The organism is Caldimonas mangrovi, assembly GCF_023721835.1.
Lineage (GTDB): Bacteria > Pseudomonadota > Gammaproteobacteria > Burkholderiales > Burkholderiaceae_C > Caldimonas > Caldimonas mangrovi.
On sequence record NZ_JAMKFE010000005.1, the window covers coordinates 137,192 to 150,668 of the forward strand.

Here is a 13,477-nt window from a genome sequence, read left to right on the forward strand (position 1 = left end):
ACGCTCGCTTTGCCGGGCAGGCGGGCTCGTGTAATCTGCAGCAACCGCATCAGCGCAGGACACGGCTGGCTTGACCGACAGACCTCCTCTTCGACGGGATCGGCACGCCCCGACTCACGCCAGTCGCACGTCGGCGCTCGTCGGCTCGGCCGCCGGGCTGAAGAGCGCAATCCTCGCCGCCAACGTCGTCATGGCGCTGGTGCTCGCCACCGTCGTCGGGCTACAGGCAGCCTCCGACCGTCGCGCGACCGTCGAATCGGCCTACCTGCATGTCGAGAACCTCACCGAAGTGCTCGCCGAGCACACGAGGCAGACGCTGCAGGGCCTGGACCTCGGCCTACGCACGGTGGTGGAAGCGGCGCGGCTCAGCGACCCGTCCAGCACGCACGACCAGACGCTGCTGCACGAAGTGCTGGCCAACCGTCAACGTGGCTCCACGGCAACCTTCGCTTTTTTCGTGCTCGACGCTCATGGCCGGCTGCTGGCGACTTCGCGCGTGCCGTCACCGCAGCGGGTCGATCTTTCGGACTATCCCGAGTTCACGGTGCATCGCGATGGCCAGCCGGGTGTCGAGCTGTTCCTCGGCTTTCCGCGCAAGGGCCGGGTCGGTTACGCCGAAGACAAGTGGATCGTCAATCTGACCCGGCGCATCGACCGTGGGGACGGCAGCTTCGGCGGCGTCGTGGCGGCCTCGCTGTCGTTGGACTACCTGCTCGACTTCTATCGCGCGCTGTCGATCGGCGAGGAGGGGGCGCTCGGGCTGATGAGCCGTGACGGCGTGCTGATCGTGCGCGCGCCGTTCGACGCGGCCTTCGTCGGCCGCGACATGTCGGGCACCGACTGGTTCGAGCGGCAGATCCGGCGCACCGAGAAAGGTCGCTTCGCGGGCAGCTACGCCACCGACGGCATTCAGCGCCTGTCGGCACACGAGTGGGTGGCGCAGCGGCAGGCGGTGGTCTACGTCGGGCTGGGCGCCGACGAGATGCTGGCGCCGTGGCGCAAGCGCTTGCTGTTCCAGTCGGCGATCGGCCTGCTGGCGATGGCACTGCTCGCCGTGGCTTCGTGGATCGTCTGGCGCCACTTTCTCCAGACGCGACAGTGGGAGGAACAGCGCTCGCAGCGCCTGCGCGCGGGAGCGCGCGCGTCAGCGGAACTGGTCTCGTCTCCCGATGTCGAAGGGGCGCTGCAGCGTGCGGCCGAGCTTGCGCGCGAGCTGCTCGGGGTCGACGGTGCCGTCGCTCGGCTGCACCGGACCGGCGGGGCGGGCGGCGAGCTGCACGCGCTCAGCTTCTCGCAGGGATGCCTCCCGATGCACGGGTCGCAGCCGCCGGGCGACCGGCGATGGCTGCTGACGCAGGCGCAGATCGAGCAGGATGCCGCATGGCAGTGGTTGCAGGAACGCGACGGACCGCAAGGCGACGCCCGCCAGTGGCTCGCGGTGCCGATGCGCAGCCAGGACGGCCACGCGCTGGGCTCGCTGAGGCTGTGCGGCAAGCAGTCCGGACAGTTCACGGAGGACGATCTCAGCGAGGCGACCCAGTTGGCCAGCGTGGCTGCAGCGGTGCTGGAAAACCTGGTCTCGTTGCGCGAGCGCGAGGCGGCACTGGCCGAGGCGAACCGGGCGAAGGCAGAACTCGAAACAGTGTTCACATCGATCTCGGATGCGGTCTATGCGCTGGACAGCGACTGGCGCTTCGTCTACCTGAACGACCAAGCGCAGCGACTGCTCGGGCGAAAGAAGGCCGAGCTGCTCGGCAAGAACGTCTGGGACGAGTTTCCCGGGGCGAAGGACACTGCGCTCTATCCGAACTACCGACGTGCCCGCGACGAACTGGTGCCGGTGAGCTTCGAGTTCTTCTTCCCGCCGCTCGCGTCCTGGTTTTCGGTGCGCGCCTTTCCTCAGGAACAGGGCGGGCTCACGGTCTACTTTCACGACATCACCACCCGCGTCGAGACCGAGGAGCGGTTGCGGCAGTCGCAGAAGATGGACGCGATCGGGCAGCTGACAGGCGGCGTGGCGCATGACTTCAACAACCTGCTGACGGTTATCCTCGGCGCGGCCGACGAGATCGTCGAACACGCGGGCGCGCAGGACGGCGCGGTCGGCGCACACGCCGAGATCATCCGCAAGGCCGGCGAGCGGGCCGCAGCGCTGACGCACCGATTGCTCGCGTTCGCCCGCAAGCAGCCGCTCGAGCCGCGGTTGACCAACGTCAACGAGTTGCTGGCCGACTTCGAGGACCTGCTGCGCCGCACGCTGGGCGAACAGGTCGAGGTCGAACTGGTGCGCGGGGCCGGGTTGTGGAAGGCCCTGATCGACCCGCATGAACTGCAGAACGCGATCCTGAATCTGGCGATCAACGCGCGCGACGCGATGCCGAACGGCGGGCACCTGACGATCGAGACGGCCAACGTGTCGGTGGATCATGCCTACGGATTGGCGCACCAGATGGCGCCGGGGCAGTACGTCCTGGTGGCCGTCTCGGACACCGGGGAAGGCATGTCCGGCGAGACGCTGGCGAAGGCCTTCGACCCATTCTTCACGACCAAGCCGCTCGGCAAGGGGTCCGGGCTGGGATTGTCGATGGTCTACGGCTTCGTGCGGCAATCGGGCGGGCACGCCAAGATCTACAGCGAGCCGCAGCATGGCACCACGGTGAAGCTGTACCTGCCTCGGGAGCATCAGGAAGCCGACGAGGCCGAGTACCGCAGGCCCGAGCCGGGTGCCGTCGTCGGCGGCAGCGAACGCGTGCTGGTGGTCGAGGATGACGAGTTCGTCCGCATGCTGGCCGTCGCCAGCCTGGAGCGGCTGGGCTATGCCGCCACGGCACGCGACAGCGGCCGTGCCGCGCTCGAGCTGCTGGACAATGGGGCGCAGTTCGACCTGTTGCTGACCGACATGGTGCTGACGGGTGGCATGTCGGGCAAGCAGGTTGCGGGTGAAGCGCGGCAGCGCTCGCCGGGTCTCAAGGTGCTCTATATGTCGGGCTACACCGAAAACGCCATCGTCCATCATGGCCGCCTGGACCGAGGTGTGCATCTGCTGGGCAAGCCGTTCCGGTTGGCCGATTTGGCGCGCAAGGTGCGCGAGGTGCTCGACCAGGGTTGAGAACGTGCGCGCTGAGCAAGCGCAGGAAGGCAGCGGCGGATGCCCCGGTATTTCGATGTCTGCAACGGCGACGCCGATGGCCTGTGCGCGGTGGTGCAGTGGCGTCTTGCACATCCGGAACCGGCAACCCTCGTCACCGGTTTGAAGCGCGAGATCGATCTGCTGGGACGGCTGCAGGCCGATGCGGGCGACGAGGTGCTGGTATGCGACGTCTCGATGCAGCGCAACCTGCCGGCGTTGCAACGCCTGCTGGCCTGCGGCGTGCGCGTGCGCTACTTCGACCACCACGCGACCGGCGAGGTGCCACGGCACCCCGGGCTGCAGGTGCACATCGACCTTTCGCCTCGGGCCTGCACCAGTGTGCTGATGGACCGGCACCTGCACGGCCGCTTTCGTGCCTGGGCCGTGGTAGGCGCCTTCGGCGACAACCTCGCGCAGCCGGCCGACGAACTGGCCGATGCGTTGGGCCTGTCGCTGCCGCAACGGCACCGCTTGCGCGCGCTCGGCGAATCGATCAACTACAACGCCTACGGGGACGACGAGCGCGACGTGCATGTCCCTCCTGCGCAGCTGTACCGGACGCTGGCGGCCTATGCGGACCCCTTCGAGCTGCTGGCGCACGAAAAGGTCTGCCGCGAACTGCACGAGCGTCGCGAGGCCGACCTGCAGCAGGCACGTGCGCTGGCGGCTTGGCGGGTCGACGCCTCCGGCCGCATTTTCTTGCTGCCCGATGCACCGTGGGCTCGGCGCGTCAGCGGGTGCCTGGCCAATGAACTCGCCCGGGGGCATCCGGGACTGGCCCATGCCGTCGTCGTGCCGACGCCGCGCGGCGACTTGCGCGTGAGCGTACGAGCACCGCTGACGGCGCGTGGAGGCGCGGCCGAGCTGTGTGCCCGTTTTGGCGGCTCCGGCCGGGCCGGGGCCGGCGGCATCGACGCGCTGCCGCGGCAGGCACTCGATCGCTTCGCCGCTGCCTTCGCGTCCGCGCCATGGACCCCATGACCGCGGTCGCCGGCTGCCGTTGCGGACGGCCGTCGTGCGTGGCCCGGCCGGGTTCGCGGCGAACTGCGCCGGCGCACCAAAGCCGTACAGGCCGAGGACCGGCCCGTCGCCGCTGAGTTCGCAGGATCATGGCGCGCACCGGGATTCCTCGGAGGGCCGCGCTCAAGCGGAGGCCGGCCGGCGGAGTCGTCGTTGCGCACTCGCGAACGCAAGACCGTTGCGGTTGTTCATCGAGCCAGATCGCTTTGCCTCGACGACCGGGCTCGGCGACTGAATGGCGTAAAGCAGCCTTTGCACTTCAGCGGCAGACAAGTGCGCCCGAAACTTGCAAGGGAAAATCACCCTTCTTCCGGAGGGCGCTGAACCGGCCGATGCGCGTACGTTTGGCGGTTCAAGAGGGGCTGTTGTTACAAACCTCGACGACATCTGCAGTCGAGGTTGTGACCAATTGAAAGCGAGCTTGCCCAGTTTCGCTACGACCTGCGTCGCACTTGTATCCGAATGAAATGCGTCGCCGACTGGCGACGTCCTGCAACGGCTTCCGCAACGACAGCAGGACGCGCTCCCTCGAACGGCCTTTTCCCTATACGGCCCACGGGTTTTCGCTGAGCACGGCGCTGCATGCGGCTCGAAACGTTCTGGCACCGGCCGCGCGGTGGCATGGGCCTTGCCATCTAGCCCGTCCATGATTACCGGGACACGGGCATGTCGATCGGCCTGACCAAGCTAGCCTTACCCCGCGCCGGCCTCCGCCACGAGGCTCGGCGCGCACCGCTTTCCAGCGGCTGGCACGCGCGGCAGGAACCCATCATGGGCACGCCAGTGCGCGTCGAACTCTGGAGCGCCGACCGTGCGGCCGCCGAAGAAGCGATGGCGGAAGTGATGGCGGAGATGCACCGCATCGACCGGACCATGAGCCCCTACAAGGAAAGCTCGGAGCTCTCGCGCATCAACCGTGAAGCGGCCGCGCGGCCCGTGCCCGTGAGCGAAGAGATGTTCCGGCTGCTCGAGCGGGCGCAGGCCTGCTCGGAGCTCTCGGACGGGGCATTCGACATCACCTACGCGAGCGTCGGCCACCTGTATGACTACCGGCTCGGCACCGGCCCTGACGAGGAGGCGCTGGCGCGCGGACGCGCCGCAGTCGGCTACCGCCACCTGGTGCTCGACAGCCTGCACCGCACGGTGCGTTTCGCACGCGAGGGCGTGCGCATCGACCTGGGCGGCTTCGCGAAGGGCCATGCCGTCGACAACTGCATCGCCTTGCTCAAACGCCGCGGCTTTGCCCACGCGATGGTCTGCGCGGGTGGCGACAGCCACGTGATGGGCGACCGGCGCGGCCGGCCCTGGACGATCGCGATCCGCCATCCACGCCGGGCCGGCGAGGTGGTGGCCGTGCTGCCGCTGGAAGACGTGTCGATCTCGACGTCGGGCGACTACGAGCGGTATTTCGAGCGCGACGGCGTGCGTTTCCATCACCTGATCGACCCGCGCAGCGGTCGCTCACCCAGCGAGGTGCGCAGCGTGACGATCCTCGCGCCCGACGGGCTGACCAGCGAAGGCTGGTCGAAGACGGTGTTCGTGCTCGGGGTCGAGCGGGGGCTGAGGCTGATCGAGTCGCAGCCAGGTGTCGATGCGGTGGTGGTCGACGCACAGGGAGTTATGCACTGCACGTCCGGCCTGCTGTCGCAAGAGGCGGCCTAGTACCGGTGAGTTGAGCGGGGCCCGCAGCAGGGCCACCCACAGGAGGGGATGATGACAAGACGAACGAGAAACATCGGGCTCGCCGCCATGAGTGCGGCGTTGGTCGTGGGCCTGGTCGCCTGCGGCAGCGGCAGCGAAAGCGGCTCAGACACGGTCACCGTCGAAGGCGACGTGGCGATCGCCTACGTGATGCGCCCCAGTTCGGTGAACATGAATCCCACCAACGGCGCCCCCAGCGCCGCCGGTGGCGACCTGTTCGTCCGCGAGCGTTCGTCGGCGAGTGCCAGGGAACACAACCTCACGGCGCGCTTCACGCAAGGCGAGGGCGATGCATCGGACCCCGAGGTCTCGTATGACGGCAAGAAGATCGTCTTCGCGATGCGCTGCCCGACGACCAACACCGCGACGGTCGACGGCCAGCCGGCCTGCACCGGCCGCTGGAACATCTGGGAATACGACATGACCGCAGGCGGCCTCACGGGGGGCAGCTTCCGGCGGTTGACGCAGTCCACGCAGGACGACGACGTCGACCCGGCCTATCTGCCCGCCGGCCGCGGCTTCGTGTTTTCGTCGAACCGGCAGACCAAGTCGCGCATCAACCAGGCGTTGGGCCGCACCTACTACGCGCTTGACGAATACGAGCGCGAACGGGTGTTCAACCTGCACACGATGAAGGCCGACGGGACCGACATCCAGCAGATCACGTTCAACCAGAGCCACGACCGCAACCCGGTGGTGCGGCAGAACGGCGACATCCTGTTCTCGCGCTGGGAGCACCTGGGCGACCGCAACCGCTTCGCGATCTTCCGCACCAAGCCCGACGGCACCGACATGTTCGTGTTCTACGGTGCGCACAGCCCAGGCAACAGCTTCCTGCACCCGCGCGACATGGACCCGAACGGGCGGTATGCGGGCTACCTGGCGTCGTCGCTGATGCCGTTGTCGGGCACCGACGAGGGCGGGGCACTGATGTTCATCGACGCGGCCAACTACTCGGAACAGAACACCCCGGCCAACCGCACGGTGCCGGCGCAAGGCGGCCAGCGGCAGGTGACTGCCGATGAGCTGAGCCTCGATCGCGATCTGTCTTTGCATGGTCGCGTGACCACCCCGTACCCGCTGTGGGACGGCACCAACCGCGTTTTGGTGGCCTACCGGCCCTGCGAGGTGACGCGCGACGGCGACGTGGTGCCGTGTGCGACGCTGACCCCCGCCGAGATCGAGCGCCTGAGCGACCGCGAGCGATCGATGGAGGATGTGGCAGCCGACTCGGTGCAGGACAACGTGCCGCCGAACTACGCGATCTACATGTTCAACCCGCAGAACCAGACCTGGCGCAACGTCGCGACACCTCCGCGCGGCTTCATGTATACCGACCCGATCCCGCTGCAGGCCCGCGCCCAGCCGCATGCGGCCGAACCGACCAACGTCGACCCGACGCTGGCAGCGCAAGGCCTGGCGCTGATCGAGGTGCGCAGCGTTTACGACACCGACGGCCTGGGCCGCATGGGCGAGATGATGATGACCGCCGCTGACCGCGTCGACGGCTGCAACCCGGTCATCGCGATGACAACGCCGACCGAGGCCAGCGACACCCGCACCCAGGTGCCGGACCTGCGGCGCATCAAGGATCCGGCCGACCCCGCCTACCACTGTGCGCCGGCGCGCTTCGTGCGGGCCACGCGGGCGATCCCGCCGCCGTCGAGCACGATGGGGCTGCGCTCGGCGATCGGCGAAACCGAGTTCGAGCAGCAGCAGATCCTGGGCTATGCGCCGATCGAACCGGACGGCTCTTTCAAGCTGCAGGTGCCGGCCGACATCCCGCTGGCGCTGGCCATCGTCGACAACCAGGGCCGAGCCTTCCAGACCCACGCGAACTGGATCCAGGTGCGCCCCGGCGAACGCCGCACCTGTGACGGCTGCCACAGCCCCCGCCGTGGTGGTGCGTTGAACTCCGGCGCCATCGTCGACACCATGCCGGCCGCGCTGCGCCCCGCCATGTCGAGCGCGCATCTGTCGGGCGAGACCATGGCTTCGACCCGCACGCGGCTCGACCCCACCGTGCTGAGGCTGCTGGCCGACATGTCGTACAGCGACGTGTGGGCCGACACCTCGCGCACCGGCATCACGGCGCGGCCGTCGATCACGGTGCGCTACACCGGCAACGCCAACCCCGCCGACGACCTGGCGACCACGGTGCCGGTCAATGGAGTGATCAACTACCCCGAGCATGTCCAGCCGCTGTGGACACGCGACCGCGGTGCCAACACCTGCGTGAACTGCCACACCGACACCGCGCGCCTGGACCTGCGCGCCACCATCGGCGGCACCGGGCGGCTGACGTCGTACGAAGAGCTGATGATCGGTGATCCGCTGCTCGACGCGAACGGCGCACCGGTCACCCGCATCCGCGAAGGCGTGCCGATGCTCGAACGCAATGCACCGCTGGTCAACGCGAGTTCGAGCTCGACCAACACGGCGGGTATTGCTCGCAAGAGCCGGCTCGCGGAAATCCTGTGGGGCGAGACGCTGCTCGCCGGCACGGCGGCGACGCAGGCCCACCCGAACCCACCGGCGGGCGCGCCGGACCACTCGACGCTGCTCAACGCGGCCGAGAAGCGCCTGCTCGCCGAGTGGATGGACCTGGGCGGCCAGTACTACAACGACCCGTTCAACGCTTCGAGCGGTGTGCGCACGATCACCACGCTCAGCCTGGCGGCCTTCGAGGCGAACGTGTACCCGACGCTGCTCAACAACTGCGCCGGCTGCCACCAGGCGGGGCAGACCACAGGGACCAACTTCCGCGGCAACCGCTACGTGCTGACGGGCGATGCCGAAGGCGACTTCAACGTCACGCTGACGATGATCAACGACACGTGCAACCCTGCCGCCAACCCGCTGCTGGCACGCCCGTCGACGGCGCCGCACCCGAGTGCAGGCACCGGCGCGGTGCTGCAGGCGGGCAGTGCCGGCTACAACGCGATCGCGGCCTGGATCGCCTCCGGAGGCTGCGGCAACCCATGAGCATCGTGTCCAAGCGGCGCCGCGTGTTTGCGGTCCTCGGCGCCGCCTCCTGCACCGCCTTGCTGGCACTCCCGGGCTGCGGGGGCGGGGGCTCCAACCCGCTCGACAACCCGCCGCCGGTCGGCAACCCGGGCGGCGGCACCGGCGGGAAGCTGTCGTACGTCTACTTCCAGAAGTGCATCAACCCGATCTTCCTGGCCGAGTTGCCGATCAACCAGAACGGTGAGGTGTCCATCAACACCTGCGCCGGGTCGGGTTGCCACGACAACACCAGCGGCACCGGCGGTGCGTTCCGCGTCGAGCCCGATGCGCAGGAGGTCGACCTGAGCGACCCGGCCAACACGCCCGACGTGGTGCGCCAGAGCGACATGTACAAGAACTTCTATTCGGCACAGGGCGAGGTGCTGCCGGGCGCGCCGTTCCAGAGCCGGCTGCTCACCAAGCCGATGGTGCTCAACGTGCTGCACGGCGGCGGTCTGATCTTCGAGGACGCCGAGGACGAGCACGTCAAGCTGATCGAGTACTGGATCAACCGCCCGATGCCGGCCGATCAGGACGAATTCAGTGCGGCCGCCAACAGCATGTTCACGCCCGCCGACCCGGCGACCGGCACCTGCAATACCGAATGAGTCGTCCGATGCCCCTTGCAGTATCCCGGCGCGGACGTTGCGCGCTTGCCCTGGCCCAGGCCGCCTTGCTGGCGGGACTGGTGGCCCTGAACCCCGCCCATGCCGACGACGAGCCGCTCGAGCGGGTGCAGGTCGCGGATCCCTACCTCGAGATGCACACCGGTGCCGGCCGCGGCTACCCGGTGTTCCACGTCGCCGAGCGCCACGAATGGGTCGAGATCCTGCTGCGCCACACCGACTGGTTCAAGGTGCGCACGGCCGGCGGCAAGGTCGGCTGGGTGCACCGAAGCCAGCTCGAGACCACGCTGACCGCGGCCGGCGGCAACAAGACCTTCCGCGACGTGCTGCTCGACGACTACCTGCAGCGCCGCGTGCAGATGGGTGGAGCCTGGGGACGTTTCGACGGCGAGCCGATGCTCAAGCTGTGGGGCGGCTACCGCTTTTCGCCGGTGCTGGGTGTCGAGGCCACCATCGGCCAGGTGCAGGGCGTGTTCTCGGGCACCGACTTCTGGCACGTGAACATCGTCTCCGAGCCGTGGTCCGACCGGCGGCTGTCGCCGACCTTCGGTGTCGGTGTCGGCCGCTTCAAGAATGTGCCGAACGCCAGCCTCGTCAGTGCGCGCCGCACCAACGCCAACCTGGCGAATGCCAGCCTGGGCGTGCGCTACTACCTCAGCGACCGCTTCATGCTGACGGCCGACTACTCGATCTACACCGCGTTCGTCTCCGACACCCGCTCGACCGAATACCGCGCCGTCACCGCCGGCATCTCCTTCTTCTTCTGACGACGTCCACCCCATGCGCCTCAAGTCCTACGTCCTTTCCCTGCTGACCGCCGCCGGCGTGGCAGCCCCGCTGGCCGCCGTCGCGCAGCAGGTGCCCAAACCCGCCAACGAGCAGGTCGTCGTGCCGGAGATCGATCGCCGCGACGTCAAGCTGCCACGCATCCCGTCGAACGATTTCGTGGTGGGACTGTTCACCGGCGTCTACGCGACCGAGAGTTTCGGCTCCAGCATCGTCGGCGGCTTGCGCGTCGGCTATCACATCACCGAAGACTTTTTCGTCGAGGCGGCCTATGCGCGCACCAAAGTCAGCGACGAGTCGTTCCGGCAGATCCTGCCCGGTGGCGTGTTCACCAGCGAGGAAGAGACGCTGACCTACTACAACGTCTCGGTGGGCTACAACATCCTGCCCGGCGAGGTCTTCCTCGGCGCCAACCGGGCCAAGGCCTCGGCGCTGTACCTGATCGCCGGCATCGGCAGCACCAAGCTCGCCGACCAGAGCAACCAGACCATCAACTTCGGGCTCGGCACCCGTGTGTTCCTGGCCGACTGGGCGTCGGTGCAGGTGGACATGCGCGACCACATGTTCTCGTACGACCTGCTCGGCAAGCGCAAGAGCACGCACAACCTCGAGCTGACGATGGGCCTGAGCTTCTTCTTCTGACCTCATGCAGGAGTACCGCATGAAGATCCTGAAAGCGTTCTGTGTGGCGGCGGCCCTGGCGGCTGCGTTGTTCTCGTCGTTTCGCAGCGAAGCGTTGACGCCGGCGTCGTCTGCGCCCGACTTCACGCTGCGCACGATGCAAGGCGCCAACCTGCGCCTGAAAGAGCAGCGCGGCCAGGTCGTGATGGTCAATTTCTGGGCCACCTGGTGTGGGCCGTGCCGCGAAGAGATGCCGCACCTGAACCGCCTGTACGACAAGTACCGCTCGTCGGGCTTCGTCGTGCTGGCCGTCAACATCGATGACGACGCGCGCAACGCGATGACGATGGCCTCCAAGCTCGGGCTCCGGTTCCCGGTGCTGTTCGACGCTGAAAAATCCGTCAGCAAGCTGTACGACCTGAAGGCCATGCCTTCGACCCTGCTGATCGACCGCGATGGCCGCGTGCGGTTCATGCACCGCGGGTATCTGAGCGGCTACGAAACCACCTATGACCAGCAGATCCGCGAGCTGCTGAAGGAATGAGAACGATGCCGCGTGCTGTATCCCGAAGCCTGCTGCCGGCGCTCGCCGGTGCGGCGCTGCTGTCCGGCTGCGCGATCGAGCCGTGGGTCAAGCCCTACGAGCGCGAACGGCTGGCCGACCCGATCATGAGCATCAACCGCGATGCGCTCGCGGCCAAGCACTTCGAACACATCCATGACGTGCGCGAAGGCGCTCGCGGAGCCACCGGCGTGCAGGGGGGCGGCTGTGGCTGCAATTGATCGCTGCGACACGCCTCGCGCGGGGTGGGCATTGCGCTGGCGGCGTGTGCTGCGCACCTTGCGCCACGCCGGTGCGTGGGTGCCGGCGCGGCCGCTGCGCTCGCACGCGGCCTGCATGGCGGGGGTGGTCGGCGGCATGCTGGCCGGCGGCGCTCATGCCGTCAGCCTGCCCGAAGACAAGGCCGAGGCGCTGTACCACGTGTACGACGGCGGCGGCATCAAGGCGACCGGCCCGGCCCTGCTGGTGCGCAAGAGCATGGCCGATCGCGTTTCGCTGTCGGCCTCTTACTACGTCGATGCGGTCAGCAATGCGTCCATCGACGTCGTCACCACGGCCAGCCCGTTCGACGAGCGCCGCAACGAATACGGCTTCGGTGCCGACTACGTCTATCGCGACACCTTGATGTCGGTCTCGGTGTCCAACAGCCGCGAACCCGACTACGTCGCCAAGGCCTTCAGCGTCGACGTCTCGCAGGACGTGTTCGGCGGCATGACCACGGTCAATCTCGGTTTCACGCGCGGCTCCGACGAAGTGGGCCGTTCCGACACCGGCTTTTTCGACAACGCCAAGCACTGGCGCTACCGGCTCGGCGCGACACAGATCCTGACGCCGGCCTGGCTGGCGAGCGCCAACGTCGAGGTGGTCTCCGACAGCGGCTATCTCGGCAACCCGTACCGGGTGGCACGGGTGTTCGGCGCCGCGGTGCCCGAACGCAACCCGCGCACCCGTTCCAGCCGCGCGCTGAAGTTCCGTGTCGTCGGCGCCCCGTGGGCCGGCAGCTCGGTGCACGCCGAGTATCGCTATTTCTGGGACAACTGGGACATCAAGGCGCATACGGTGCAGTTCGGCTACAGCCGCTACTTCGGCGAGAAGTGGCTGGCCGACTGGTATCTGCGCTACCACAAGCAGTCGAAGGCGCTGTTCTACAGCGACAACGCGACCGAAGAGTCCACCTACGTCTCGCGCAACCGGCAGCTCAGCACCTTCAACACGCTGGGCCTGGGGGCGAAGGTCTCGTACCGCTTCGCACACCAGCCGGGCAAGTACGACGTCAAGGCGCACGCCGCCTACGAACTGAAGCGGTTCAGCTTCAGCGACTTCACCGACATCCGCACCGGGAAGAAGTATTCGCACAACGCGAACATCTTCCAGATCTACGTGTCGGCCAACTATTGAGGAAGCATCTACATGTACACACGATGCTGCCGGGCGCTTGCCCTTGCCATGCTGCTCTTCAACGTCGCGGTGCCCGCTGCTCAAGCGGCCGGCGAGCCAGCCGCGCCGGCGACCGCCGTGGCGGCCATCCCCGCTGAGCCGGCTCCTGCCGCGGCACCGGCGGCGCCCGAGCAGGGCGGCCTGGACGACCGCATCCAGGCCCTGAAGAACGACGTCATCCAGCTCAACCGCGACCTGCTGGTGCTGGAAGAAGAGCTGCTGTTTCCCGCCAGCACGCAGGTGGCGGTGTTCCTGTCGATGGACGTCGGCAAGATGTTCGCGCTCGACTCGGTGCAGGTGAAGCTCGACGACAAGGTGGTGACCAACTACCTCTACACGCCGACCGAGGTGGCGGCGCTGCATCGCGGCGGCGTGCAGCGCGTCTACCTCGGCAACCTGAAGGCGGGCGAGCACGAGATCGTGGCCTTCTTCACCGGCATCGGCCCGCATGAACGCGACTATCGGCGCGGCACGACGATCCGGTTCGAGAAGGGCAACGAGCCGAAGTACATCGAGCTGCGCATCAAGGACTCGACCGGCAAGTTGCAGCCCGAGTTCGACGTGAAGATCTGGCAGTAGCCGCGGACG

Annotated in this window: 11 protein-coding genes; all 11 read left to right on the forward strand. The window is 67.8% G+C overall.

Going from position 1 to position 13,477, the window contains the following annotated elements; genetic code table 11:
• Positions 1-70: 70 nt before the first annotated feature.
• The 11 genes from M8A51_RS10105 (at position 71) to M8A51_RS10155 (ending at position 13,468) form a co-directional block, all read left to right on the forward strand.
• Positions 71-3,109, forward strand: a complete 3,039-nt coding sequence (locus M8A51_RS10105) for an ATP-binding protein (protein ID WP_251778089.1) — start codon at positions 71-73, stop codon at positions 3,107-3,109.
• Positions 3,110-3,148: 39 nt separating this feature from the next.
• A complete protein-coding gene (locus tag M8A51_RS10110) occupies positions 3,149-4,111 on the forward strand; it encodes a hypothetical protein (RefSeq protein WP_251778090.1) in 963 nt (320 codons plus the stop codon).
• A gap of 810 nt (positions 4,112-4,921) precedes the next feature.
• The gene (locus M8A51_RS10115; protein ID WP_251778091.1) at positions 4,922-5,812 is read left to right on the forward strand and encodes an FAD:protein FMN transferase; all 891 of its coding nucleotides are present in this window, start codon (positions 4,922-4,924) and stop codon (positions 5,810-5,812) included.
• Positions 5,813-5,863: 51 nt separating this feature from the next.
• Positions 5,864-8,836 carry an HzsA-related protein gene (locus M8A51_RS10120; RefSeq protein ID WP_251778092.1) on the forward strand — a complete coding sequence of 991 codons (2,973 nt, stop codon included), beginning with the start codon at positions 5,864-5,866 and terminating at the stop codon, positions 8,834-8,836.
• Positions 8,833-9,465, forward strand: coding sequence for a hypothetical protein (locus M8A51_RS10125; RefSeq protein ID WP_251778093.1), 633 nt, complete (start codon positions 8,833-8,835; stop codon positions 9,463-9,465). Before M8A51_RS10120 ends, M8A51_RS10125 begins: the two co-directional genes overlap by 4 nt.
• Before the next feature lie 8 nt (positions 9,466-9,473).
• Positions 9,474-10,250 (forward strand): SH3 domain-containing protein, encoded by a 777-nt coding sequence (locus M8A51_RS10130; RefSeq protein ID WP_251778094.1) that lies wholly within the window; start codon positions 9,474-9,476, stop codon positions 10,248-10,250.
• 13 nt (positions 10,251-10,263) lie between these two features.
• Positions 10,264-10,911 carry an outer membrane beta-barrel domain-containing protein gene (locus M8A51_RS10135; RefSeq protein WP_251778095.1) on the forward strand — a complete coding sequence of 216 codons (648 nt, stop codon included), beginning with the start codon at positions 10,264-10,266 and terminating at the stop codon, positions 10,909-10,911.
• Between the two features lie 19 nt (positions 10,912-10,930).
• Positions 10,931-11,434 (forward strand): TlpA family protein disulfide reductase, encoded by a 504-nt coding sequence (locus M8A51_RS10140; RefSeq protein WP_251778096.1) that lies wholly within the window; start codon positions 10,931-10,933, stop codon positions 11,432-11,434.
• A 5-nt stretch (positions 11,435-11,439) separates the two neighbouring features.
• Entirely contained in the window at positions 11,440-11,673 is a 234-nt protein-coding gene (locus M8A51_RS10145; protein ID WP_251778097.1) for a DUF4266 domain-containing protein, read from the forward strand.
• Positions 11,660-12,850, forward strand: coding sequence for a DUF3570 domain-containing protein (locus tag M8A51_RS10150; RefSeq protein WP_251778098.1), 1,191 nt, complete (start codon positions 11,660-11,662; stop codon positions 12,848-12,850). The genes M8A51_RS10145 and M8A51_RS10150 overlap by 14 nt, the downstream gene beginning before the upstream one ends.
• Positions 12,851-12,862: 12 nt before the next feature.
• Positions 12,863-13,468, forward strand: coding sequence for an AraC family transcriptional regulator (locus M8A51_RS10155; protein ID WP_251778099.1), 606 nt, complete (start codon positions 12,863-12,865; stop codon positions 13,466-13,468).
• Positions 13,469-13,477: the final 9 nt, after the last annotated feature.